Origin of the sequence: Paenibacillus sp. FSL L8-0638 (assembly GCF_038593075.1) — a bacterium.
GTDB classification, from domain to species: Bacteria; Bacillota; Bacilli; order Paenibacillales; family Paenibacillaceae; genus Paenibacillus; species Paenibacillus polymyxa_D.
This window is the reverse complement of the sequence record NZ_CP151960.1, coordinates 3,703,075-3,725,869: the sequence shown is the minus strand read 5'-3', so window position 1 is coordinate 3,725,869 and position 22,795 is coordinate 3,703,075. Positions and strand designations below refer to the sequence as shown.

At 45.9% G+C, this 22,795-nt stretch carries 30 protein-coding genes, 1 tRNA gene and 2 pseudogenes; 25 read left to right on the top strand and 8 right to left on the bottom strand.

Annotated features, from left to right (window positions below):
• Positions 1-136 precede the first annotated feature (136 nt).
• Positions 137-352: a hypothetical protein gene (locus tag MKY35_RS16575; protein ID WP_013311038.1), complete on the top strand. Its 216-nt coding sequence runs from the start codon at positions 137-139 to the stop codon at positions 350-352.
• Between the two features lie 72 nt (positions 353-424).
• Here MKY35_RS16575 and MKY35_RS16570 read toward each other — a convergent pair whose 3' ends face one another.
• Together MKY35_RS16570 and MKY35_RS16565 are read right to left on the bottom strand one after the other, a co-directional pair.
• Complete coding sequence (locus MKY35_RS16570; RefSeq protein WP_029517710.1) at positions 425-1,456, bottom strand: glycosyl hydrolase; 1,032 nt, start codon at positions 1,454-1,456, stop codon at positions 425-427.
• 31 nt (positions 1,457-1,487) lie between these two features.
• Entirely contained in the window at positions 1,488-1,766 is a 279-nt protein-coding gene (locus MKY35_RS16565) for a hypothetical protein (RefSeq protein ID WP_342444272.1), read from the bottom strand.
• A gap of 353 nt (positions 1,767-2,119) precedes the next feature.
• On the opposite strand from MKY35_RS16565, the gene MKY35_RS16560 reads away from it, so the two are divergent.
• The 3 genes from MKY35_RS16560 to MKY35_RS16550 all read left to right on the top strand — a co-directional run bounded on the left by MKY35_RS16560 (position 2,120) and on the right by MKY35_RS16550 (position 2,929).
• Entirely contained in the window at positions 2,120-2,302 is a 183-nt protein-coding gene (locus MKY35_RS16560) for a hypothetical protein (protein WP_029517708.1), read from the top strand.
• A gap of 52 nt (positions 2,303-2,354) precedes the next feature.
• Positions 2,355-2,681, top strand: a complete 327-nt coding sequence (locus MKY35_RS16555; protein ID WP_023989398.1) for a YnfA family protein — start codon at positions 2,355-2,357, stop codon at positions 2,679-2,681.
• Positions 2,682-2,776: 95 nt separating this feature from the next.
• Complete coding sequence (locus MKY35_RS16550) at positions 2,777-2,929, top strand: hypothetical protein (RefSeq protein ID WP_165149143.1); 153 nt, start codon at positions 2,777-2,779, stop codon at positions 2,927-2,929.
• Between the two features lie 75 nt (positions 2,930-3,004).
• Here the strand turns inward: MKY35_RS16550 and MKY35_RS16545 are convergent, their stop codons facing one another.
• Both MKY35_RS16545 and MKY35_RS16540 read right to left on the bottom strand, forming a co-directional pair.
• Positions 3,005-3,193, bottom strand: coding sequence for a hypothetical protein (locus MKY35_RS16545; RefSeq protein ID WP_023989396.1), 189 nt, complete (start codon positions 3,191-3,193; stop codon positions 3,005-3,007).
• Between the two features lie 129 nt (positions 3,194-3,322).
• Complete coding sequence (locus MKY35_RS16540) at positions 3,323-3,481, bottom strand: hypothetical protein (protein ID WP_013311032.1); 159 nt, start codon at positions 3,479-3,481, stop codon at positions 3,323-3,325.
• Positions 3,482-3,718: 237 nt separating this feature from the next.
• On the opposite strand from MKY35_RS16540, the gene MKY35_RS16535 reads away from it, so the two are divergent.
• Together MKY35_RS16535 and MKY35_RS16530 are read left to right on the top strand one after the other, a co-directional pair.
• Positions 3,719-3,804, top strand: a tRNA-Leu gene (locus tag MKY35_RS16535).
• Positions 3,805-3,946: 142 nt separating this feature from the next.
• Positions 3,947-4,897: a tyrosine-type recombinase/integrase gene (locus MKY35_RS16530; RefSeq protein WP_342444271.1), complete on the top strand. Its 951-nt coding sequence runs from the start codon at positions 3,947-3,949 to the stop codon at positions 4,895-4,897.
• 1,147 nt (positions 4,898-6,044) lie between these two features.
• Here the strand turns inward: MKY35_RS16530 and MKY35_RS16525 are convergent.
• Positions 6,045-7,211 (bottom strand): hypothetical protein, encoded by a 1,167-nt coding sequence (locus MKY35_RS16525; RefSeq protein WP_342444270.1) that lies wholly within the window; start codon positions 7,209-7,211, stop codon positions 6,045-6,047.
• Between the two features lie 40 nt (positions 7,212-7,251).
• A complete protein-coding gene (locus MKY35_RS16520) occupies positions 7,252-7,464 on the bottom strand; it encodes a hypothetical protein (RefSeq protein WP_342444269.1) in 213 nt (70 codons plus the stop codon).
• Between the two features lie 269 nt (positions 7,465-7,733).
• On the opposite strand from MKY35_RS16520, the gene MKY35_RS16515 reads away from it, so the two are divergent.
• Complete coding sequence (locus MKY35_RS16515; RefSeq protein WP_342444268.1) at positions 7,734-8,309, top strand: hypothetical protein; 576 nt, start codon at positions 7,734-7,736, stop codon at positions 8,307-8,309.
• Positions 8,310-8,361: 52 nt separating this feature from the next.
• Here the strand turns inward: MKY35_RS16515 and MKY35_RS16510 are convergent, their stop codons facing one another.
• Complete coding sequence (locus MKY35_RS16510; RefSeq protein WP_342444267.1) at positions 8,362-8,604, bottom strand: helix-turn-helix transcriptional regulator; 243 nt, start codon at positions 8,602-8,604, stop codon at positions 8,362-8,364.
• 197 nt (positions 8,605-8,801) lie between these two features.
• Here MKY35_RS16510 and MKY35_RS16505 point away from each other — a divergent pair, with 197 nt between their 5' ends.
• The 18 genes and pseudogenes from MKY35_RS16505 to MKY35_RS16420 all read left to right on the top strand — a co-directional run bounded on the left by MKY35_RS16505 (position 8,802) and on the right by MKY35_RS16420 (position 21,477).
• On the top strand, positions 8,802-9,290 hold the full coding sequence (locus MKY35_RS16505) for a hypothetical protein (protein ID WP_342444266.1): 489 nt from the start codon (positions 8,802-8,804) through the stop codon (positions 9,288-9,290).
• A 93-nt stretch (positions 9,291-9,383) separates the two neighbouring features.
• Positions 9,384-9,584: a hypothetical protein gene (locus MKY35_RS16500; protein ID WP_342444265.1), complete on the top strand. Its 201-nt coding sequence runs from the start codon at positions 9,384-9,386 to the stop codon at positions 9,582-9,584.
• Positions 9,585-9,586: 2 nt separating this feature from the next.
• Positions 9,587-9,952: a hypothetical protein gene (locus MKY35_RS16495; protein WP_342444264.1), complete on the top strand. Its 366-nt coding sequence runs from the start codon at positions 9,587-9,589 to the stop codon at positions 9,950-9,952.
• Positions 9,953-10,883: 931 nt separating this feature from the next.
• Positions 10,884-11,324: a helix-turn-helix transcriptional regulator gene (locus tag MKY35_RS16490; RefSeq protein WP_342444263.1), complete on the top strand. Its 441-nt coding sequence runs from the start codon at positions 10,884-10,886 to the stop codon at positions 11,322-11,324.
• A gap of 67 nt (positions 11,325-11,391) precedes the next feature.
• Positions 11,392-11,730, top strand: coding sequence for a hypothetical protein (locus tag MKY35_RS16485; RefSeq protein ID WP_342444262.1), 339 nt, complete (start codon positions 11,392-11,394; stop codon positions 11,728-11,730).
• A gap of 415 nt (positions 11,731-12,145) precedes the next feature.
• On the top strand, positions 12,146-12,445 hold the full coding sequence (locus MKY35_RS16480; protein ID WP_342444261.1) for a helix-turn-helix transcriptional regulator: 300 nt from the start codon (positions 12,146-12,148) through the stop codon (positions 12,443-12,445).
• Between the two features lie 412 nt (positions 12,446-12,857).
• Positions 12,858-13,793 carry a hypothetical protein gene (locus MKY35_RS16475; protein ID WP_342444260.1) on the top strand — a complete coding sequence of 312 codons (936 nt, stop codon included), beginning with the start codon at positions 12,858-12,860 and terminating at the stop codon, positions 13,791-13,793.
• 67 nt (positions 13,794-13,860) lie between these two features.
• Positions 13,861-14,073: a hypothetical protein gene (locus MKY35_RS16470; protein ID WP_342444259.1), complete on the top strand. Its 213-nt coding sequence runs from the start codon at positions 13,861-13,863 to the stop codon at positions 14,071-14,073.
• 153 nt (positions 14,074-14,226) lie between these two features.
• The gene (locus MKY35_RS16465) at positions 14,227-14,391 is read left to right on the top strand and encodes a hypothetical protein (protein ID WP_342428428.1); all 165 of its coding nucleotides are present in this window, start codon (positions 14,227-14,229) and stop codon (positions 14,389-14,391) included.
• Positions 14,392-14,542: 151 nt separating this feature from the next.
• Positions 14,543-14,821: a hypothetical protein gene (locus MKY35_RS16460; RefSeq protein ID WP_342444258.1), complete on the top strand. Its 279-nt coding sequence runs from the start codon at positions 14,543-14,545 to the stop codon at positions 14,819-14,821.
• Positions 14,818-15,138, top strand: coding sequence for a cold shock domain-containing protein (locus MKY35_RS16455; RefSeq protein ID WP_342444257.1), 321 nt, complete (start codon positions 14,818-14,820; stop codon positions 15,136-15,138). Before MKY35_RS16460 ends, MKY35_RS16455 begins: the two co-directional genes overlap by 4 nt.
• Positions 15,139-15,157: 19 nt before the next feature.
• The gene (locus tag MKY35_RS16450) at positions 15,158-16,039 is read left to right on the top strand and encodes a hypothetical protein (protein WP_342444256.1); all 882 of its coding nucleotides are present in this window, start codon (positions 15,158-15,160) and stop codon (positions 16,037-16,039) included.
• A gap of 59 nt (positions 16,040-16,098) precedes the next feature.
• Positions 16,099-16,299 carry a phage scaffolding protein gene (locus tag MKY35_RS16445; protein ID WP_264453569.1) on the top strand — a complete coding sequence of 67 codons (201 nt, stop codon included), beginning with the start codon at positions 16,099-16,101 and terminating at the stop codon, positions 16,297-16,299.
• A 51-nt stretch (positions 16,300-16,350) separates the two neighbouring features.
• A complete protein-coding gene (locus MKY35_RS16440) occupies positions 16,351-16,695 on the top strand; it encodes a hypothetical protein (protein WP_342444255.1) in 345 nt (114 codons plus the stop codon).
• A 42-nt stretch (positions 16,696-16,737) separates the two neighbouring features.
• On the top strand, positions 16,738-18,777 hold the full coding sequence (locus tag MKY35_RS16435) for a phage tail tape measure protein (RefSeq protein WP_342444254.1): 2,040 nt from the start codon (positions 16,738-16,740) through the stop codon (positions 18,775-18,777).
• A 50-nt stretch (positions 18,778-18,827) separates the two neighbouring features.
• Entirely contained in the window at positions 18,828-19,217 is a 390-nt protein-coding gene (locus MKY35_RS16430; protein ID WP_342444253.1) for a hypothetical protein, read from the top strand.
• Positions 19,210-19,488, top strand: coding sequence for a phBC6A51 family helix-turn-helix protein (locus tag MKY35_RS16425; RefSeq protein WP_342444252.1), 279 nt, complete (start codon positions 19,210-19,212; stop codon positions 19,486-19,488). The genes MKY35_RS16430 and MKY35_RS16425 overlap by 8 nt, the downstream gene beginning before the upstream one ends.
• A 1,723-nt stretch (positions 19,489-21,211) precedes the next feature.
• Positions 21,212-21,477 (top strand): annotated as a pseudogene (locus tag MKY35_RS16420) (cupin domain-containing protein).
• A 192-nt stretch (positions 21,478-21,669) separates the two neighbouring features.
• Here MKY35_RS16420 and MKY35_RS16415 read toward each other — a convergent pair.
• Positions 21,670-21,999 (bottom strand): annotated as a pseudogene (locus MKY35_RS16415) (response regulator transcription factor); the annotation flags it as partial.
• Positions 22,000-22,795 lie beyond the last annotated feature (796 nt).

Sequence of the window (22,795 nt, the reverse complement as noted above, 5' to 3'; positions counted from 1 at the left end):
CTGGCAGACCCGTTTCGTGTACGTGCACTAACATGTGAAACGAAAGAAGGATACCAGGGACTTATATCCTATCTTGTTCTGACCGATATACATGTAACAGGGAAATTAGGTTGGTTACACAGCAGGAGGAGATTTGATGTTGGTGCATGGTAAAACACGTAGGGGCAACTTGTACATCCATATGTCCAGTGGTTTTCACAAAATTGGAGATTATCGGGAAGAATACTCTGTAGCACCGGGTGATCGGCTGATGTCTAGACTGTCCAAGCGGATCTACACCATTGTATCCGTACATCTTGGAGAAGAGGCATATGCCGATATTGATCTAGAAGAGGTTATCAGGAATAGTTAGAGAACTTTATTTGGATTTTGGTATAAAAAAGCTTTCACTTTGCTTCTAGAGCGAAGTGAAAGCTTTTTTCTTTCAGTCCAGAGATTCATGAAGAAGGTCTCGTGTAATGATATTATTTTGGTTCATAAAATGTCTGATTGCTGCTTGTGAATTGGTTGCCGACAGTTCCTTACCCCATGTCATGGCATAGGCCCAGGCTGGCTGGTTTTGCAGCACCTTCGCACTCGGCAGAATATTACTTTCTCCGATTCCCATAGGCTTGCCCTGCGCAAGCTTTAGTAATTCGGTGTAGTAAGAGGATTTGTAATCATTGTTATAGATATCAGCTGCTAGAATATCTACCCGGTTAATACCTGGGAAGGAAAGATCATAAGGAGTGCTATATGCGTTTGGGGCATTGGGACTCCACACCCACAACAGGTTATCCAGATGATGGACATGAGTAAATCGATCATACATTAAATTCCACAACTTAGCGTAATTTTGCTTGTCTCCCCACCAAAACCAGTTGCCGTTCATTTCATGATAGGGCCTCCATAAAACAGGTACATCCGCGTCTCGTAAGGTCTTAAGGGACAGAGCCACCTCATCCAGATCGGCGATCAGTTGTTTATATTGCGGGGTACCTGGCGTGATGTAACGATTAAATTCAGCTTGAGTAATTTTTGCTTGTACGTTTTTCCACGTTTTGGGTTTGCCCGGTAGCGCCTGATGGAAGGTAACAGCTACGATTCCGCCGCCCCGACTCCATTGGATAGCACTATTCACAACATGCTGACGTTGCTCTCGTAGGGCCGTAAGAGACTGATTGGCTAATCCTCCAAACTCATAGCCGTGAAGCCCTGCGTATTGTCCGCTGATTTGTTGTAGCTTGTTATTTTGTTCATCCGGTGCCTCTAAGTAATCATGCTGCCCGGAAATTAGCATACCATCCGGTACATTAGATAGGTAGGCAAGTAATTGCTTGGCTTTGGCAGAGGCCTGAACATTAATTGGCGGGGCGGCATCGGCAACAATGAACGATTGCTGAGAGCCGCTGAAGAGTAAAACAAGCATTAGCAGTAGCACCCTCTGTAACCAAAAGCGTGTTGAGTGAGATTTCATGGCGCTCCTCCTTTGATGCATGGTAATGGGATTAGTATTTTTCTTTTTGCTTTCTAATCTGTATATAGGCACTAATAATAATCATCAGCAGACTAATCATGGCCCATCCATTGAATTCCTGTGAGTGTATCCAGTTGTCCCATACAAGGAAGCCTAAAATTACAACGAGCAAACTCATTGTGAGATACATTTTGGTTTGTGCTGGACGTTGAGTGCGTTTCGAAATCCAATGTATGATGCCGAAAACGATGGCTGCCTGAAATAAAAATATACCCATTATCATTAAACTTGCTAAAAAGATTGGGGACATCGGTATCCTCCTCCTGGGTTTACAAACAGAATATGCAGGTTGTAAACGGAATGTGGATTTTTGGATGTGAATTTAATTGCAAGTTGAGTAAACAATTGAGCACTGGTTACGATCTTGAACAAGTTGACTAAATTATACCATAACTACCGTCCTGCAATGAAAGACGTCTAAATACCCACTCTACCTTGATTCGACATCAGACTTTATATTCAGCGAAATATTGACATAAGGGGGTACACTTCACATATATGAAGATGCAATCAGAAATATGTGGTAAGTATATACATAAAAGCAACGCGAAATCGACGGAAAATTTTGGTATGATTAAAGTGGATTGAAAAGGAGGTACTCTTATGAATGAAGAAAACAGACCATTCTCTAGATCGGCAGATGCTGAAGGAGCAAAAGCGAACTTTGATGCCAATCAGCGGAAGCTCCACTCCGAGGGAGTGCCTAGCTTATGGCGTCAGGTCAGCAACCTGCTGATTCTGGTTGGTGTGATTGCATTGATTATCATTTTAGGTCGAGTGCTCTAATGAGATGTCCAAAAAAACCAAAAAGAATTTGAAGAATTAGGGATGTGAAATGGTGCTAAAGGCAGCTTTACTTTTTATATTGGCTGGCATCGCTGAAATTGGAGGAGGATATTTGATTTGGCAGTGGCTGCGGGAAGGGAAGACATGGTATGTCGGACTTTGCGGCGGAGTAATTTTAGCTGTGTATGGAATTATTGCTACCTTTCAGGTATTTTCCTCCTTTGGGCGTGTATATGCAGCATATGGTGGTGTCTTTATTGTTCTTTCCATTGCATGGGGCTGGTGGATTGATAAAAAGACACCCGACTTGTACGATTTCATTGGTGGATTGATTTGTTTGGTCGGTATAGCTGTAATCCTGTTTCCGCGATCAGGGTGATAGGACGAAAAACCCTTTTTTATTTTCAAAAACATGACTATAGGTCTACAAAAATGAGCTTCATATTCCGAAATAGAACTTAAGGAGGGGGTTCTATGAACTGGAATCAAATGAAGCTTAGATTGAAATTTGGCAGTACCATGCCAAAGAATGAAGGTAATTTCTCTTTTGGTATCATGTGTGGACTCTTAATCAGCATCGTGCTGTGGATCTCGATCATTGGCTGGATCATGCTGATCTTTAAGTGATTTTACGAAATCGCTGTACATATCAAAACAAATGCATTAAGGGCTACTTTAAACCTATGTCCTATTACCCATGCTTTATTTTGTGAAATCGTTACGTAACTTGTCTATCCCGCGACCTATGGCTTCATCGATCATATCAGTAGCAGCAGGTGTATCTGCATCGGTGTCAGGAATGCGATTAAATCCTGGCTCGCGCTTGTCCAGGGATTGTTTATGTTCAATTTGATCGTCAGTACGATTCTTTTCAGAGTTATTATCTCTCATAGCACATCACAGCTCCTTTTATTAGGTACATCAGCTTCTATACTTTACATAAACGTTTGTACTCCAGACTAAACGTTGATAAAAATAAAACCGGGGGGGAGTAAATCCCGCCCGGCACTTCCCAAACAACTAGCGATGCTCAATCAGATCAATCGCTCCCAGAACAACATGAGCCAGTCCGAAACCGAGAATGCCTGTAGCTGCAAGTTTGTACTTACTGCTCAGCAACACAGCGCCTGAAGCCGATACTACCGTTCCAAGAACAGCTGGAATCATACCTTCACGCATTCGTAACACCCCTTCTGGTAGTTTGGAAAGACGTTTATTAGTGTAATTCAAATGTGCATAAGTTATACAAAAAGAAAATTTTATTATTTTTTTTAAAAAAACACTTTACAATCCGATAAAATTATCGTATTATATGTTGGTGCCCAATTGAACGACATTTACATAACGAGAACACTTCTGTGTTTCTCAGATACTTGTAAAACAAGTATGTGTAAAGAGTAGCGTTCCTAAGATTATGCCGGGGTGGCGGAATTGGCAGACGCACAGGACTTAAAATCCTGCGGTAGGTGACTACCGTACCGGTTCGATCCCGGTCCTCGGCATCACAACGTTTTACCACGATCACATCAGCGTTAAATGGACGAAAATAACGCGAGGTCCTGTGTAGCTGTAACGGAGTAATCCGCAGGTACACAGGACCAACGAAGCGCCTCACCGTTAACATGCGGAGGAGGCGTTTTTGTTTTGGCAAGATTACGAAGTATAAAACCTACGGCGGGCAACCGAACGGACTGGCGTCAGCTTCTCACGGAGTTCCTAGCGTATAAGAAGCTAGAGGACGGAGTCGGTCAGTATACGTTGGACGACTACGATCGAACCGTTAATCTACTATTCAAGCGGTTCCCCAACGCATGGGACTCGGAGCAAGCGTTGAGAGACGCGGTAATGGAGCATCTAGCGCAAGACATCGCACCACCAACGTTTAACAACCGACTCGTTTACTTGCGCACGTTCTTTAACTATTGTATAAGTGAGGGCGAATTATCTACGAACCCGCTCGCAACTATGAAGAAACGTAAGACAGAAGACCGAGCGGTCTCTGTCGAGGTAGACGTACTTAATGCGTTGTTGGCCGCGCCTAACCAAAACACATTTGTTGGTCTACGCGACTATACACTCATCCTATTAACGCTAGATACAGGCATCCGCCCTTCAGAGGGTACGAAGCTAATACCGCAGGATTTTAACGCATCTTTGCGGGAAATTTACGTGCCGGCGAAGGTGGCGAAGGGTCGCGTTGCCCGGACGCTTCCTATATCGGAGACTACGACGAAGGCGCTACGGAAATTGATATCGGCGCGTGCGCCTGAATGGGGCGATGACGTTCCGATATTTTGTTCGTACGAAGGGCGGCCGCTTAATCGCCATACGTGGGGCGACCGAATGGAGATATACTGCAAAAAGATCGGAACGCATATTCGACCGTACGACTTGAGGCATGTCTTCGCGTTGGAGTTCTTGCGTAACGGGGCGAATGCTTTCGCGGCACAGCGGGCTCTCGGTCACGCTACAATGGAAATGACACGGCGTTATGTAGCGCTTGTAAACGATGATTTGAAAACGGAACACGCGAAGGCGAGTCCGGTGGATCGGCTGTTTAAGAATACGAAGGCGAAACGGAATACGAAAATATAAAACGTATGTGCGTAACGCTCATCTCTTCGGAGGTGGGCGTTTTTTTTCTATGAGAGTTATAAAAATAGTAGGCAGTGCGAGGGAGGTGTTGTATAATTTAGGCAAGCAAGGCATAGCAAAGAGCGGTACTCTCTTTATTGAGGGGAGGTGACCGCTTATGACCGTATATGAGGCGTTGTCGATTATGATAAATTTCGCAACACTCGTTTATGTAATGACACACGGAAAATAGCCGACCATCCGTCCAAAGATAACGGCTATTTTTCCGTAATTCAATAATCAAACAGGGCCGCGCTATGTCTTGCGATATTAGCGGCCTTTTGCTTTTTGTAATACGTTACATTTTTAGTTTACACAATGTCGTCCTGATTGTCATTAACTAATTAGTTAAATTGGTTATTTAGTTAAATAGTTAAATTGGCTATTAGTTAATTAGAAAAAAATAACTAATCCGCTATTCATCGCAACCGTCGTCGGTCTCACGTAAGTACGGAGTGGCGCCCGACTTCGGAACGTGGCAAATCGGAGTAGACATCGTTTCGTACGCGTTGATCGGGACTGGCGTGTACTCAACGTTTAAAGCGGAGCAGAAGGCGGAAGATACGAAGTAACGGACTTTAGCGGACTCATTTGCGCGATACTGCGTAGATGGGTCCGTTTTTCTTTTAGTGACAACGTACTAGTCCAATGGTATTATTTAGGTAAACGTAACGTGAGATACGGAGGGATTCGGTTGATTAACGGTGTCGTAAAGAACGATGCGCCGACAGAAAGGCAAGGGTAACGAAAGAGAAGTGCGCTCGCGTTCCTCGGTTGGACGTTCGTTGTACTCTCGCTGTTGTGGTTCCCCATAGTTACGTCTCCGATAGCGGTTATTCTCGGATTCCTTACGAAAAAAGTTGAAGGACGGGATATACAAGGACCGGTAATTATGATCGCGGCGGTTGCGTGTGGTGTGCTCGGATTTTTGGGGGGGGGGGGTGTATGCAGGTGTACACAAAGGGTAGTAAGAAAGACAGAGGTACAAGTATATACATAGTTATTAAGTGTAATCATCACGCGTTTTCAAAGCAAAGTCAGTGCCATAGTCGCTAATTTCATGTGAAATAGCGCAAGTCCAAACAAGACGAGCTTGCGCTATTTTTCGTCATAAAGGCCTTATAATAGTTAATACTCTCATGTTTTCAGTAGACAACTTGTTTAAATCATCTTCCATTCCTTTGGAGTTACCTATAATTCCTTCCGGATCATAAACAAAACATATCAGAACTTTACAGTCAGGATGTTGTTTGTATTTCGCTACATCGATTATAAGTTGGTTTCCTAAATCCTTATCAGTCATACTTGGTCTCGTTTTTTTGATTTCTAGTACAACTTGTTCAGGCTTCAAAAGAAAATCAGAGCGAGTTGAACCGCCTGCATAACTAGGATTCCACTCTTCTGGTCGTATATCATCAAAGTTCATTTTAAGAAGTGCGTGCAATAAATCTTGAACATCATACTCGTCTGTTATTTTTAATGTTTCTCTATTAGAGTACCTATGCCTTAATTGACGTGCAACGAAATGAAATCTATCAAATATGTTTAGCAATATAGTAAGTGCTTTATCCGTATCTCTATTTTCCTTTATAGATTCATGGTAATTACATTTGATTTCTATTTGTCTCAGCAAGCGTTTACACTTAGCAACAAAATCTTCAACTTGTTCTATTTTTGAAAGGCATGATATTAATATCCCATCATAAAACTCATGAGGAGGAGTCATAATTCCTTGGTGTAAGGCAAAACTATCTCGTGTCACGGCCTGCTTAGGTCTTTTTAAGTCTATTACATCAGCTTGTGTTAACCCCCAAGAAAAATCAGAAAGATCTTTAATAGCTTTCTGCTCGCTTGTGTAACGCTCATTATTCTCAATTAACACTAATTCTGAGAGAATATCATTTCTTAAATTCTTTGCTTCTGATACTTGGTAATCAATATTTTTTTCAATTATTCCAATATTAAAATACGGGGCTCGTTTGGTAATATATGTTTTAATATCTTTTAAGTCTCTCTCGATCCATCCTTCTGGAAAACCGTGAATTGAACCCCATTCAGAATCAAACGAATTCTCCCAACTTGGTTTTTGAAATTCTTTAAAATAGAGGTTTGCATGGAATCCAATCCACGATTTACTTGATGAAGCCGCTAAAACATCAATAATTACTTCTCTTATATGGCTTATGTCCCTTTTATTTGACGCTGCTGTTGAACTAAAATTTATTTCGAAATTATCCAAGCGTTTTTTCAAATCCTGTACTTGCTGAGTTAACATACGAATCAACTGCCTTATCAGAATTTTAGTATTGAAGATTTTAATCCCGCACGAACACGGTCATCACACGTGCATAATACGCTCCCGATCCGTCCTCGCTTCGTAACTTCACGTAATCCGGAGTAATCCGCTCTACAATTCCGTTACCAACGTGTTCAAGTTGTTGCCAAGCACGTACCTCTGTTTGAGATATAGTAGCAGCAGTTAGAAAATCGATATCATGCCTCAGTTGGCGAGTGTTATTGTCTTTCATAGCCGTACCTCTTTTATCGAATTATTTAAATAAATAAACAATCACAAGTGTTACTAGAAGGCAAACTGCAAGAAATAATAATAATCCTAACTGAATATTTCCCCTACGACCATTAAGAAATCTGCACACTTTATTAATTAGCTTTCGTATGTTCATTTTCCCACCTTAATAAGTAAAAAGTCACGGTTTAACCGAAAATTATATGGATAAAAGTTCCTACTATATGGTACTATAGGATTAATCATTTAGCAAGATTGGGGTAAAGAACCATGATTACCAATAAAGAAGAAGCTATATCAAAAATAAGTGATCTCATAAAAAGCATAAGTTTTGCCAACTATGCTAGAAGACAGGGGCTAATTGAACGTTGTAGAAAATTGGAGGAAGAAGTTCTTGCTTGGAATGAGAACGACCCCCAAGGTTTTGTGCGAATAAAATACAACATCTTACAGTTAGAAACTGACGTGAACCAGTCTGTATTTTGGAGAAAAGGCGGTATATTTTTCGGATTTATAGCTATTGCTCTTGTTTATATAATTCAATATTTAATTCTTAATAATATTTCCCCTGTGAAGTATTTAAGCTATTTGGTAGTTAGTATAGTGGGAGCTTTGCTCTATTTTGTAACTAGTAATCTACAGAACAAGCAGGACGAACCGTTATTTAGAATAGTAATTGCCTTGATAATACCTTTTATATGTATATTGTTTTTGTTCAAGGAGAAAAATCAAGTGTTCGATGTATACGATAAAAATGTCTGGAGTTTTATGTTAGGTTATAGTGTTGATCTATTAATTATGGTAATGAATAAGATCATAGAAAAATTAAAAAAACTTGTTGAATAAAATATGAAAAGGACTGCTAACCATGTGTGTGGGCTGCGGTCCTTTTTGTGCTTTAATCTACACTTTCTTCAGTATTAGTTATGTATTCAATACGAATTAACTTTGCTATATCATTTATATCGAGAACATTAATAATTTTCTCTAGTACCTGACGTGAAAACATTTTATTTTTGTTTCTAACCAACTCCGAAATTGTCGCTTCACGAATACCAGTTAACTCGGAAAGCTTTTTCTGCTCCCACCCCTTCTCAAGTAAAAGATTTTTTAAATCACATACAAGTATCTTATTACTCAAAATTTTCCCTTCTTTCTTTTAGCTTACTGCAATGAAATATAAAATACGAAAAACGTAATTTAGCTGTTGACAATAACGAAAAACGTAATTATAGTAAAATTACGAAAAACGTAACCGAATAAACTCAGCGAGCAACATCGTACCGTAACGAAGCATCACGCAATTCATCCTATAAATCCCGTTTGGAGGCGAATCATATGTCAATCACGTTAGGTTTCATCCGTAATCGTCGCGAAGGTAACGTCATCATCACGGTCGGAAGCGGCTGCACTCGTCAAGAACTCCGCGTTACATCGGAATTATTCTTTTCCATTATACCGCAAGCTAATCCATATCTCTACGGTGACATTGTCCAAGCCACTCCGGCACAGCTCGTTGAACTTGGCTTTGAATTAGACGCAGAAATGAAACGGGAAGTCTTCCGTGTTGTACGCCCTCTAGTTACTCCGGCTCAAGTCCGTTATGTACTCGATCCGATCACAGGGAACTACATAGTTCGGTACGTCGGCACACGTCAGGAACTCGTCATACAGGCGCGTACATTCTGGAAGATAACCGGAGTCAGCCGGCGTTCACCACTCGGTAGTTTAACGCTATCAATGGACGTTATGAAGGAACTCGGATTCATTGTCGGGAAGGGAGGCGTCCAGATTGAACGTTACAGTAAATTCGCCAGCTACGCGTAACACCGTATTATCACGTAAAAATCGCAAGCGTATTGTCGCAGTCCTAAAATTCATCTACACAGTCGTATTAATTGCTCGTGAGGTGTTGACGTAATGTCGTACTTGGAAATATTCACGGACTATCGGCTTGGTTCCGAAACGACGGGCGAGGCGTTAATGATCGCGTTTCGGTTCTATGTTCTCGCGGTCGGCAACGTATTAGAAAGTTCGCACTTCACCGAGGCCGAACGAATTGAGACGTTAAAAGAGTTAGATGTAGCATTTAACAACGTATTTCCGAATGGAGGCGTTTGAGTATGGGTGAGTCAACAATATTAGAACGGGCGGCGCTTGCTTATGGCCCGTACGACATGCCGCATATGTATGAGCTCGTGGAGGGCGTTTTGTACGCCGGTCACTACTTTTTTCACCTTGAGGACGGAATCCTGTGGCTTCGTCACGTCCGCAAAGTCGACCATCCGGAACACACGCACTTATTTATCGACGGGGATTCCGGCGGCCTTCAACTCGCGAATAACGTTCAGCGCGACTTATTAGCAGTAGTCACAGAAACGCTCGACCGGCTCCGGGTTATGGACGGCTTGACGTTTCTAATCGACGAACTCTTATGGCTCAATAACCGCGGTGACATCGAATTAAATCTCGTTAAGAAGAAGGGATAGCGAGTCCTCCGATGAATCTAAACGCCATAACGGGGAGGAGACGCGCGTGTATTACCCGGCTGCCTTTGCGCCAACATTGGCGGCTAAATGTCCGTACTTTCCGACGCCAATCGGAGAGGTCGTATGCGGGTAAAACGGACGACATCGTCCGGATCGGTACAACGTTGGTATGTACCAACACGGGGATCCAGAGGTCCCGACAGCGAACGTCCCAAACGTTCAGAATACTTCGCGACGTCGCAAGTTCTCCGGTCAGTCTACGTCAGATGCGCCAACATCTCGTAGGCTGATCGGTTCCTTCAATAGTTCCTACGTCCGGATACGGCAATATCCGTCAGGCAGGCGTAGTTAATATAGATTTTTCATCCTCGGACGATCGGCCGGTAAATCCGGTTCAGGCACCGGTCGTCTGTTTGTTATATCGAGTAATACGCAGGATGCGAACGTAGGTTCCATTTTGTTGCGAAAAAAATTATTTGTTCACGATTTAGACACAATTTGTGTGTGCGGGCCTGCCCTGTTCTGCGATTTCGTGTCCTTATATATTACGAGGAAAAAATTTCACGTGAATCTGTGCCGGGCCAAGATTCGCTGTAGATACAAATATAGGACCGATGTGCGAAAACGGCCATCGACCGACGTGTTAACTATGGTGGACGAAAATAAATTTCCTCAAAAGTGTGTCACGAGCTGTTTGACGGCGTTGAAGTAAGTGACGGCGGAGAATTTTCGTAAAAGTGTGCGAAAACGCGAAAAGCGTCGTCGGTATAAGTATAAGACGGAAAAACATTACGCTCAACTGTGTGAAACTCATTCCGCCGGAAACAAACGTAGTGTAAGTGTGCATAACGACCACGCGCATTCGGTTAACTAGGTAGACCGCGGGAAACCGTATCTCATATAAACCAAACGAAAAGGGAGCGATTTTATTATGACAAATGCATTGTTGACACGAGAGCAGTACGTGGCTAAGAAAGCCGGAGAATGGGCGGAGAAGGGGGCGCGTTTTAAGGAGCGGCGTCAGGCGGATGGACTCACGCTCGAAGAAGTCTCTTGTAAACTCGGAATTAGTACAAGTACGCTTCGTCGTTTCGAAATGGGCCAGCCGGTACGATCTTCCAACATCATTGAAAAAGCATACGAGATGTACTTCGCTCTTAAACTTTACGAGATCGTGTGCGAGGAAAGCAGAGCCTTTCAGAACGCAGATTATTTAATTGACCAAGAACTCGGCGGCACCGGGAAGATTGAGATTAGAAAGAAGGAGTATACGAAAGTGGCCGAGATTGATACAGGATGCCTTGATCTTAACGTAGACCTCGCTATTGAGCTATGTGAGAAATCCGGAGGAGAGTATTACTTTACGTATTAATCGGTTCTACAACGCGGCGGCTCCGTTGTGGGCTGTCGCTCAATTATCTTACGGGAGGAGGTACGAGATGGAACCGGGAGAAGGCGCGGTCGAGTACGCAAAGTCATTAACGGAAGGGCTGACGCGAGAGGAAGCCGCTTCTATTATACATACCATAATGATCGGACCGTTTGAGGACCCACGTGTAAAATGGTGTGTTGTCTGCGGATATCCGTTTAGAGACGTCACAAGACCGGGGAACGCAAAGGTTTGCGGGCCGACGTGTAAAACGATGCAAAAAACTGCGCAACGGCGGAAGCAACGAAAGGTTAAACCAGGGCGGAATATCACAATTAAGACGAATGAGCCAATACGATATCTGGGTGGCTGGAGTATCCGTATTGGACGTCGGAACGTTGGATGTTGAGTCACGTCGGTAGCTATGAGCGTCCGCACGATCCGGACAAGTTGTTAACTATAGTTGCGGCCAAACAACGATATGAGATGATGGGTGGGCGTCGGAAATCCGTGCGAAAGGTTGAATATTAGGTGGCGACATTCTCCTATATATGAGAGAACCGCGTAGATTCCTCCGTTTTATGGTTGCTTTTTTAGAGGTTTCATGACTATATACATTGAGGAAGTAGAACGTTGCGGGTACGCTCACGAATCTCTTTCTAATTGTGAATTTTATGTGAACATTCAGTCTTTCACCCTGCTTTTTATGCCTTTAGTTATCCTCTTGTTATGAGGAAACTTTTTTAGGTTGAGGTTGTTTTTCTTGTAATTTCAAAGACATATACGTAGAAGTAGAATCGCTCTCGTGTCGAGTGCCTGACGACATGACGGCGATCTTTTTATTTACACTACACGCAAAAAATCTTGCGCAATTAAAGGAGGCTAACGTTATGATTATCGATTTTACCACCGTCAAAAAGCTGCGGCTGATCTACCGTCTATCCCTTGCGGAAATGGCGGCCTTACTCGGCGTGTCCGAATCGCATCTATGGCGCGTGGAGAAAGGAGAACGCCCGATTAATGAAACGATGCGCAGGCGCTGTGTTGAGGAACTCGAACTTACGTCCGATAAATTAACGCGCCTACTCGATATGTACCAGGATACGTTACTACCGGGAAAGTAGACGCTGCAACGGTAGATATAACGTGTTCATCCGATTTACCTTCCGCGTCGCTACGCTCCTGCGGACATCCGCCCCTACCGGGACGTCTGTACATATTCTAAACGCGAGAAAGATTATGGTAGAGATATATTTTCACCGTGCCGTCTTTTGGGTGCGGTGAGGCAACGACCGAAGGGAGGCGGCAGTATGGTGTTATGGTATGTTCATATGTATTCTGCGCGTCCAAGAAGAAAAAAAACATAAGACTTACTATAGGGATAGAATCTCCGAAAAGTCGATAAAAACGGAGGGAAGCCGCGCCAGACGTGGGTTTTTAGCCTCTACTCACCAAAAAGTTATGTAACTGAAAAGCAGGGTATCTGGCCGATTTTGTAACTGAAAAGCAGGGTATTTTTCATCCGGGAGGGGTAACATGAGCAATTCTGATAAAAGATCACGTGCCAATCGAGTTTGGAAGAGCCTACCGCAAAAGACGAAGGGGGCTGCGATCGTAGCGCAGGAGCGTGCGGATAAACTGCTAGCAGAAGCCGGACTTTCCTCTACGATTGACACAGTCATCCGGACAACTGAGGCGCAGGCACGCGGGGCGCGCAACGTCACAGTCCTCAGCCAATGGGCGGAGGAGCACGGCGGTTTTGTGTTCGCGCTCTTTAAAGGCTGCGAAACATTTATCGAGCGGTTCCCGTCGCTTAGTCAATCCGATTATGCCCGTGTAATGTTCCTCGGGACTTATACGAGCTACGACGGCGGCAGGCTCCAGCACGACAACGGGCGGCCCATTAAACGCGCCGGCCTTGCCAATCTCCTCGGCATGCACCGTGTTAGATGCTCCGAACTACACAAGAAGCTGGTCGCGGAATCAATCATCTCGGAGGACGAGGGAACCGGGGACTTATACATGAACCCGTCAATATTCTATCGCGGCGAGATCAAGAAAGAGAACACATACGATCTTTCCGAGTACCGCTATATCTGTATGTTCCGCAATACTGTACGCGGCTTGTATGAGACTTACGGTAAAGGGCGTGAAGTCAAACAATTAGCGATCCTCTACGCGGTACTTCCGTTTATCAACTTCAACACTAACATCGTATGTTTTAATCCTGAAGAGACGCAGGAAGACCGGCTGCAGCCGATGGACGTTGAGAGACTCGCGGCATTACTCGGGTATAAGGACGCGCAGAAACTTCGCAAAGCACTCGACGCGGTTAAGCTCAACGGCAAGAACGTTTTCCTGCTCGTGCCCGACGTCCATGATAAACGGAAGCGCCGGGTTATAGTTAATCCGCGTATCGTCTTCGCAGGTTCAGCGGAAAAGCTGGCGGCGATTAAAGTTCTCTTCAATTAAAAACGCATCACCAAGGCGGCCCGAACTTCGAGGCGGCTTATTTGTCATACCCAAAAGGAGGCATTCCGTGAGTAACAAGATATGGCGGATTGATTCGGACAACCTCGCAGCTTACACAGAGGATGCTACCGTTATGGAGAAGATCAAGCGTAGCTATTCGGGTTTTCATATCATGGCCGAGTATTTCCGAATCGGCAAGTTAATCGCGATTCAGTATCGTGTACCGGAAGCGCGGAAACGGTCAATCAAGCGGCTGTTAAATTGCCCAATCAGCGTATGACAGCGTAGTACCCTATACGTTGAATTAGCGTGGTAATAGCGTATTAGACAAGCGGAGGAACTATGACCCTCGGCTTATTTTTGCGCGTCTGAAATCAAGCGAAAACACGGAAATGAGTACGGATTATGCACGCTTTAAACGGGAGGTGAGCTAGTGAGCGATCGAGAGGATGCGGCTACATATTGTCCGTATTACAAGCCGGATTCGAGCTGCGTATTGCTTCACGCGATGTCAAAAGCGGATAAGCGGTGTAAAGCCTGGCGCGGCGATGATTCCGTACAATGTCGGTATTTAAGTACACAAGTAGCGAGGAGGTAGTAAACGTTAATCCGCAGTATCAAACAGTCGTAACGTTCGCTGACGGTATAAATGTTACATTCGGTGACTCCGTATCCCGCGCGTGGATTCGATTCGCTGCGCCTATGATCGCGGAAGAGGAACGGAAACGTAGACGAAGGGGGAAACGGAAATGAACGATCAATGTACGCAAGTTATCCATAAGCAAGAGGGCGGCCAGGATATCGTCAAGATTTATGACGCGTCCGGCATTGATACACTGACTGGGACTTGGCCTGTTAATGCAGAGAGGACACCGTTAGAAAGCGCCGTTGATGCGCTATGGTCCGGGTACTTCGAGGTACAAGACCGGCGTCACCTTTTCGGGAATTATCCGGTTGCTGTGGTGTCAAACGTCAATGGGGCGGTGGATCAGTTTGTTAAAGAGTTTGAAGGGGAGGAATCAGCGTGAGCAAATTCATTAACTCAAAAACGTGGACAGGCGGCGTCGGTACCGGCGACGAGATCGCCAGCATCGGTCGGTCACTCGGTATCAGTCGGAAGGAGTCGGTTAAGCCGGCAAGAGTAAAGCGTAAATCCGGTGTGGTTTCGTACTTTAGCGATCGGGGCTACGGGTTCATCTCGTCCGGTGAGGATCGCGTATTCTTCCATCTATCTGACTGCGAACCGCTCGATACGGCGGAGGTGCCGGTCGGCTTGCACGTGAGTTACGTATTAACGGAGGGTAGAGGCTGCAAGCCTGCGGCGAAGGACGTACAAGCAAACTAAACTAAAAGGGGAAATGAAAATGAGTTACGCAAAAGCAAAGGCAAGTTTACAGAGAGCACGCGAAATTGAACAATCCTCAACTGGTATGATGCTGGAATATAAAAGGAAACTCTCCGCTGAAATTTCACAGATAGAATCGGACCGCCGCCTCACCGAAGAGGGCAAGCAGGAGGTCAAAGCCGAAGCTAAACAAAAACATGCGATTGAATTCTTGCAAAAAACACACACGATGAGACAAAAGTACGTCACGAACATCAAAAAGACAATCCAGGAAGCCGAAAAGGTGATTTACACGCCGCCGAGAAAGCCGGATGCGACGAAACTTGGCCGATTTGAGAACGCTTTCCGGTCACTGAAAACGGAATTAATGTTCGCCACGTCGCAGAAGTCGGCGTTTGATAAGCTGCGCGGCTTCATCGAAAAGTTGGATGACCCGTACCTTGCGAAGCTTGTCCGTGACGACTTTGCGGAGCTCATAACGAAAGTCCTCGCTACTCCAGGGGACGGTAACTCCCAAAAAGGCACTGGCGCTGCGGCGGTAACGACTTCCGTCCGTAGAGAACTCGGCGAGATGTACGACGGTTTGATGAGGCCGTTTCAAAGCGAGGATTTTCGCGGGGCCAGCGAAGTCCTTGAGATTGCGCAAATGCTCGTTGAGGATTCACGCGTTCACCGTAGCGTTATCGTAAACAGCGCGGCAGAAGAAATATTCGGGGCGGATTATGCGCGCTATATCAACGATACGGATTCGTTTTTTGTTAAACATCCAGAATACACGCCAAAGCCGTTTGTGGACGAAGAGGGGGACCGTATCCGCCAAACTGAGGAAGACTTGGCTTGGATTTATAAAGACGACGAGAACCAGACGTTAAGCGTTGGGGCAGGAAAGGCGGCGGAGTAATGAGCGATGGTGTTTTAGAGACCGCAAATAAACGCCTTGTCCGGGCGGAGTTTCTGGTCGTGTCAAGAAATGCTGGCGTGCTTCCGGATGCACTCGACGCCGCGTACACACTGGCGGACTTGTCCGGCGTATCCATTGACGATAACGGCAAGGTGTGGGGAGTTGATGACGCGATTGAAACACTTAGGACTAGGAGTGGTTATTTATTTGCACCAGTAGAGCCAGTGAAGCCGAAAGCTATTGGCAGTTGGTACTTATAAGTTGGCCGAAGGAAGCGAAGGCGGCGCAACAAAGATAAGGGGGGAATACGAATGAGTAAGTCTAAACTACCGGACAGCGTTCTCACAGATATGGAGCGCGTGACGCCCGTTATCCGACTGGTTGAATCGGTCTTAACGTACAAGCGCCCCGGTTTGTATGATTTCGCAGAAAGCTTTCCTGAGCAGGCAGCGGTATGGAACGAAGTGGCCGCAAAATTTGAAGCTTCAAACATGGCGCGTGTACAAGCGATGGGCTACCGAATGAAGAAACTACTTCCCGCGATCGACGACGTAGACGAAGCCGTCCGGACTGGAAAAGGCATAGTAGGGCCGGCAATGGCCGTTTACAAGGCGTTGGGACTCCTGGTTCGTGTGATCGAAAGGACGGCGATCTAAATTTCATTCGATCTGATAGGACACTTACGCCTAGTCGACGATATGAGCCGTCCCATGCGCAAGGCTTTTAGCAGCATAACGAAGTTCGGAGCGGCCGCAACTGGTCTTGGCGTAGCGGTAACCGGAGTATCCTTTGCGGCGGATTCCGTTAAAAAAGCGATGGATTTTGAATCGCAAATGTCTACGATACAGGCGTTAACGGGCGCAACGGACGCGCAAACGAAAGCCATGCAGCAACTTGCGCTCGAACAAGGGGCGTTAACGAAATATTCCGCACTTGAAGCTGCGCAAGGGATCGAAGAGCTTTTAAAGGCGGGCATGTCTACCGCGCAGGTCCAAGCGGGTGGTCTGAACGCAGCGCTCAACCTCGCAACAGCAGGCGGTCTCGGTCTCGCGGAGGCTGCGGAAGTCATGTCCACTGCGCTCAACTCGTTCAAAAAGGACGGTCTAACCGCTGCGCAAGCGGCTGATATTCTCGCTGGGACTGCGAATGCGTCAGCTACGGACGTACACGACTTACGTTACTCGTTGGCCGCGGTTGGTTCCGTTGCGGATGGCGTAGGGATGTCGTTTAAGGATGCGAATACAGCGCTAGGTCTATTCGCGAATAACGGATTGAAAGGCTCAGACGCTGGTACGTCGCTGAAAACGATGCTATCGAACCTCGTGCCGGCAACGGACAAGGCGTACGGTTTGTTCGAGGATTTTAACTTGCTGACCGTTAATACAACGGACGCACTCGCGTTTATGAGCAAGAAGGGTATCAAGTCAACGGGCACGTCTGTCCAAGCGGTTACGAAGGATATCGAGAAGTACGTCGCAGCGCAGACGGGACTCAAGGTGGGTACGTCTAAGGCCGCGAAGGAAACGAAGAAGTTCTTGACGGCGAGCAACTTGATACATTCGTCATTTTACGATAATAAGGGCGAGATTAAAGACCTAGCGCAAGTAGCGGACCTGCTGAAGAATCGATTCGGAAAGCTTACGAACGAGCAACGTCAATACTACTTGCATCAGATATTCGGGTCCGATGCTATTCGTGCCGGTAACATCCTCTTTAAAGAAGGCGCGGCTGGCGTTAAGAAGTTTCAGCAGGAAATGGCGAATGTAACCGCGCTACAGGTCGCAACTAAGAAGATGGACAGCGCGGCAGGTGCGGTAGAACAATTCGAAGGAGCACTGGAAACTTTAAGAATTTCCGCATTGCTTCCGACGATGCCGATCCTGAAGAAGCTCGCACAAGCTGCCGCAGACTTCGTCGTTAAGTACACTCCGCAGATTACCGCAGCGGTAGAGCGTACGGTCAATACCGCTAAGACGTTCCTCAAGAACAACTTTATTAATAACCCCGAGTTTACGAAGCTTCCAGACATTAAAAGTAAAGTAGCGTTCGCCTTCGAAAAGATAGAAAAGGCGTTCTCCAATTGGTGGAATGGTGGGGGACGAGACGCTGTAGAGAAATTGACAGCACAGGTCGTTCAGTTCATGGCATCGTCTCTCGAAGCAGCCGTACCAACGTTTGTGAGTGTCGGGTTAAAACTTGGGTCTGGATTAATTGACGGGATACAGAAAGCGATCGCTAATGACCCTATCGCTAGTGCAGTGATTAATGGTGGTGGCGGTGCGATAGTTGGTGGTGTGTTTGGTCCTGGCGGTGCGCTCGCAGGGGCTGCAATAGGTGCAGGTGGTGGTGCATCTAACGTCTACATTGGCCGGGGAGCAAAGTCTCTCGGATCGAGTGACGCTGTGAACGGGTTCTTTGACTGGACGAATAAGCACTTACCTACGTGGATGGGCGGTGTTCCGGACGATCAGTTAGCGGCACATAACGCTGAACGTCGAAATAAGTTCGGCAATAAGCACGCCGGCGGACTCGACACCGTACCTTATAACGGTTATCCCGCTACACTCCATCGTGATGAAGCGGTCCTCACGAAGCACGAAGCAATCGAATGGCGAGATCAACAACGCGGCAATGGCGGAAATAATGCACCGACTATTATAATCAACAATCCGGTATTCAACTACGAAACGAACGTCGAGCAAGTGGCACACCAATTGGCCGTTGCCTTAGCGCGATAATCTACGAGCGGGCTGCGGCTCGCTCTTTTATTACGAAAGGGGAACGTTATATGAATCTCGAAATGAAACATTATACTGCGATACGATATTTGTCGCTTCCGCCTAGTGAGCGTCCTATACTCGCAGAGATTGCGGAGGAATGCGGAGTAACTCCGTCAGCTCTATCTCAATGGCGTCAAGACAGCATATTCGAAGCGGAACTCAAGCGCCAAATCGTACGTAATAATGTCGACGACTTGCCGGAACTTATTGCGCTGATACCTAAGATCGCGATCACTGAAAAGAATGCAGCTATGGCGAAGCTCGCGCTACAGGTTCACGGAATGTTGTCGGATAAGGTCGAGGTAAGCACAACCGCAACCAGCGGAGGCGGCACGGATATAGCAGCGTTAAAGGCGCGTATTGAAGCGCTGAAGGAACGGAGAACCACCGATGAATAAACGGCCGAGCCGCCGCCTGCCTCTCAGCGATATTCATTACGCGGCGATTGCGTTACTATGTGACATCAAGCGTCCGAGTCACGAAGATATTGCGCGTAGACTCGGGATTACGCGTATGACCTTGTATCGTTATCGTGAGCGTCCGGACTTCCAACGGGAGCTAAAGCGTGAGGGGCGACGTCGAGCCGACGAGTTTATGCGTGAGAACCGCGAAAGGGTACGCGTAAGGGCTGCGGGGGATATTGAATGGTTCTTCCGTAAGTACGTGTGAATGTCCATTATACGTAGGGCTGACGCGTGATTTAATGAGGGATAACGTGTTACAATGATACCGATATAGCGAATTTTCCTACACGAAGCTCCTGACGCGTGACCCCTTCGGAATTTTTCGGATACGAAAGCGTGCTAATAGCTGAGAGTCCAGTAGGAGCGCGGAGTCTCGCAGTTTTATAGCTACTGAAACTTTCGGGTATAGCGTGAATCCGCCATACGTTTCGGCTGCATACGCAGTGTATAACGGACGAGAGAACCAGCGTATTTCACTGCATACGCTACCAGCGAGTAGGTGGCCGTGCCGAGCGTAAAGCCGCGTAGCTCCGGGGTTTATACGGATTATACGCTGATAATGTATATACAGTGCATACGGTACGTTTATACAGCGCCGTAGGAACCGCATAACGGCGCGGGTTTCGAGCGCAGACATATTCGCATAATATGGATTTTGTGCACATGTACGTGAATATCCGCTGCATAAAAAGCGGCCGGGTGGTACGTGTGGCAGCGCATATTCGATCGAAAATAACGCTTATTTACGCTATCGAAGGCGAAGGAATAAGCGTCTTTTTGCGTGGAGATTGCGAGGGCCGTACCCCCAAGGGCCCTGCGCGACGGCTCGAAATCTGGTGTACAAAATTTCGGCGTATCAAAATAAACTTCCGAAAATAATAAAGCGCTCGTCTACGGTAGTGATCCGTGGGCGGGCGCTTTTTCTTCGTTTAGGGGCGCTTGTATACCAGAAATATTTACCGTATAATATAACGGTAGCAACCGCACAGGAGCGGGAGCCTACGAAATCACATCACGCATAAATGAACGGTGAGGTCCTCGGGTACTTGTCGTCAATTTAACGTATATAATCGGTCTAAAACGTTGATATAGCGCGGTTTTTAACCGCTAACTATTCGTAAGGTACTTAAAATCCTGCGGTAGGTGACTACCGTACCGGTTCGATCCCGGTCCTCGGCATACTAGTTTATTGCATGAAGCCCTTGATACTCAAGGGTTTTTTGCTTTTTTAGGGGATGAGATCTAAAACCCATATCACAAGGGGCGAGCGCCTTTTTCGCTCCTGGGGACGAGTTGGGGACGAACTTTTGGATCGAAGACATCGAGGTGTGCTGTTGTTTTACGATTAAGCTTCTTGATGACGTGAGCATAGGTATCTGAAGACACCTGAGATGTGGAATGTCGCAATCGATGTTGAATCTCCTTGATAGATGCTCCCTGGCCAAGCAAATACGTTGCATTTGTATGGCGGAGACCATGAAGTGATACATTACGGAAGCCGTGCCGCTTACATCAGTTTTTCCACTGCTGGAACGGCATTGTATGGTAATAGGGTTTCCCTGTACCTGAGTGAAAAACAAAGTTGCGATCCCCACCTTTCCATGTCCCATTTGCCTTTGCCTCAAACCTTAGTTTACTCATGCCTTTAGCATGAGCGACCAGTTCCTTAATATACCATTGCGGCATATCTACATAATCGTTAGATGCTTCATTCTTGGTATCTGTAATGTCCGCCTGGCCATTTCTGGTGCTGTCAACCGAATACTGGATTTCGTCACCAACGACTATGGACGGGGACGAAACGAAACAAGAAAAGTGAAATTGGACCCAGGATGCCAGAAGTAAATTAGACCGTAAGGGCTTAAGCCTTTGCGGTCTTTATTGTAGGTGTCTAAAGTTCTAGACTGAAAAATAAAGTAATAGTCTGAATGAGAAATTATCTAAGATCAATACATTGGTCTCCTCATCAAGATACCGACGAGGTGTTTATCGTGCTCGAAGGGGAGATGTTCATTGATTTCCGCGATGGCCAAGTAAAGATTTCCCAAGAAGAGATGTTTATTGTACCAAGGGTGTCGAACACAAAACTTTTGCTAATCAGGAGTATCATATCATGTTAGTAGAGCCCAGGGGCGTAGTAAACACTGGCGAGACTGAGTCAGAATTAACAGCAGTCAATGATATTTGGATCTAATGCATTTAGCTTCAGTTCGATTACATCGTTAAAGTAACGGGACACGATAGTTCAACTTCACTTGCTGCTATGACGAGAACCGGATTCCCCTGTAAGGGCCCGGTTTTTTCTGCAACGCATTGCTTAGCGTACGATTTTTTCCGTTTCGTGAGGTGCCCCCTATATCGTGAGTACCATCGGGAAATTCTCCAGCTACACGATATTCTTCATTCGCGCCATTTCTATTGCTTCTTCGCGGTTGTTGACGCCGAGTTTTGAGTAGAGAATCGAGCAGTAATTGCGGATCGTTCCCTCCGATAAAAATAGCTTGGCGGCGATCGATTTGTAGCGCAGTCCGCTCAACAGATGCTCCAGAATCTCCATCTCGCGTTTCGTAAGCCCGTACGGGTAGTTTCCCTGACTTGAACCGATTTTCTCCAACTGCTCACGTTGACGCTTCATCTCTTCGAAAACTCGCGTAGCGACCGATTGGTCGATCCAGATTCCTCCATTATAAATAAGTTTCAAGGCTTCCTTCATCTCAATTTCCGAATGATTCAGACTATCATGCAATATAACTTCCCGATCCGTCAAGCGACAGAGGGTGGGGTAACTGCGGTTAGAACGTAGTTTAGCAAGCACGTCATATAAGACAGTTGACAGTTTGTCATGCGGTATATGTGACAGGTCCAAGTCAATGTCATCAAAAGCTTGGCGGTTTTATCACTGTTCGATTTAACAGTATCGGAGGTAAGATGAGGGGGTAAAGCAGAACAAGATTCTAAAATAATAGGAGCGATTGCGTTATGAAATCATTCACCATTCGAAAAGGAGTTGCACTTACTATAATAGCTATATTGGAGACGGATTCCTAACGCTGCTCTTTAACGATTCGCTACTTCAGGGATTTGGACTCACGTTCTTATTCAGCTGTATATTTCTTACAGGTGGTACGCAGAACTGAATGAATTGTTTAGCTTCGGCCGTAAGAGGGCGACGAATCCTTAGGTTGCAGGGTTTGTTGAAGAAGATGTCTATGAGGGGACTTTCCGTCATTTTCCCGGCACGCGCTGCACACTGCTTTAATTGAAGGTTTCCGATCAGCATCGTACTGATGTGATTCGGGTCATCCGGACTTTCAGAAGGAGAAGCCATCTTATCGGTATTACCTGATTGGATTGTTAGGAGTGCAAATGAATCTCAACTAGCATGTAACGAAATTATTTTTGGTCGCACTTATATATCAGATTAAACTTGAGCGATCAGCGATGTGCATCAAATTGAGTGAAGGCCCCCCCTCAAGACGGGCCACCATCCAGTACCTCAGCCCGGATGCTTT

Bases quoted from the DNA above. Each gene is read 5' to 3' on its own strand.
- MKY35_RS16550 (WP_165149143.1), top strand. From the start codon at position 2,777: ATGAACTGGAATCAAATGAAGCTTAGATTGAAATTTGGCAGTACCATG.
- MKY35_RS16540 (WP_013311032.1), bottom strand. From the start codon at position 3,481: ATGCGTGAAGGTATGATTCCAGCTGTTCTTGGAACGGTAGTATCGGCT.
- MKY35_RS16525 (WP_342444270.1), bottom strand. From the start codon at position 7,211: ATGTTAACTCAGCAAGTACAGGATTTGAAAAAACGCTTGGATAATTTC.
- MKY35_RS16560 (WP_029517708.1), top strand. From the start codon at position 2,120: ATGAATGAAGAAAACAGACCATTCTCTAGATCGGCAGATGCTGAAGGA.
- MKY35_RS16460 (WP_342444258.1), top strand. From the start codon at position 14,543: ATGAACGATCAATGTACGCAAGTTATCCATAAGCAAGAGGGCGGCCAG.
- MKY35_RS16435 (WP_342444254.1), top strand. From the start codon at position 16,738: ATGAGCCGTCCCATGCGCAAGGCTTTTAGCAGCATAACGAAGTTCGGA.
- MKY35_RS16505 (WP_342444266.1), top strand. From the start codon at position 8,802: ATGTCAATCACGTTAGGTTTCATCCGTAATCGTCGCGAAGGTAACGTC.
- MKY35_RS16575 (WP_013311038.1), top strand. From the start codon at position 137: ATGTTGGTGCATGGTAAAACACGTAGGGGCAACTTGTACATCCATATG.
- MKY35_RS16520 (WP_342444269.1), bottom strand. From the start codon at position 7,464: ATGAAAGACAATAACACTCGCCAACTGAGGCATGATATCGATTTTCTA.
- MKY35_RS16425 (WP_342444252.1), top strand. From the start codon at position 19,210: ATGAATAAACGGCCGAGCCGCCGCCTGCCTCTCAGCGATATTCATTAC.
- MKY35_RS16500 (WP_342444265.1), top strand. From the start codon at position 9,384: ATGTCGTACTTGGAAATATTCACGGACTATCGGCTTGGTTCCGAAACG.
- MKY35_RS16450 (WP_342444256.1), top strand. From the start codon at position 15,158: ATGAGTTACGCAAAAGCAAAGGCAAGTTTACAGAGAGCACGCGAAATT.
- MKY35_RS16485 (WP_342444262.1), top strand. From the start codon at position 11,392: ATGGAACCGGGAGAAGGCGCGGTCGAGTACGCAAAGTCATTAACGGAA.
- MKY35_RS16440 (WP_342444255.1), top strand. From the start codon at position 16,351: ATGAGTAAGTCTAAACTACCGGACAGCGTTCTCACAGATATGGAGCGC.
- MKY35_RS16515 (WP_342444268.1), top strand. From the start codon at position 7,734: ATGATTACCAATAAAGAAGAAGCTATATCAAAAATAAGTGATCTCATA.
- MKY35_RS16430 (WP_342444253.1), top strand. From the start codon at position 18,828: ATGAATCTCGAAATGAAACATTATACTGCGATACGATATTTGTCGCTT.
- MKY35_RS16565 (WP_342444272.1), bottom strand. From the start codon at position 1,766: ATGTCCCCAATCTTTTTAGCAAGTTTAATGATAATGGGTATATTTTTA.
- MKY35_RS16545 (WP_023989396.1), bottom strand. From the start codon at position 3,193: ATGAGAGATAATAACTCTGAAAAGAATCGTACTGACGATCAAATTGAA.
- MKY35_RS16570 (WP_029517710.1), bottom strand. From the start codon at position 1,456: ATGAAATCTCACTCAACACGCTTTTGGTTACAGAGGGTGCTACTGCTA.
- MKY35_RS16490 (WP_342444263.1), top strand. From the start codon at position 10,884: ATGACAAATGCATTGTTGACACGAGAGCAGTACGTGGCTAAGAAAGCC.
- MKY35_RS16480 (WP_342444261.1), top strand. From the start codon at position 12,146: ATGACGGCGATCTTTTTATTTACACTACACGCAAAAAATCTTGCGCAA.
- MKY35_RS16475 (WP_342444260.1), top strand. From the start codon at position 12,858: ATGAGCAATTCTGATAAAAGATCACGTGCCAATCGAGTTTGGAAGAGC.
- MKY35_RS16495 (WP_342444264.1), top strand. From the start codon at position 9,587: ATGGGTGAGTCAACAATATTAGAACGGGCGGCGCTTGCTTATGGCCCG.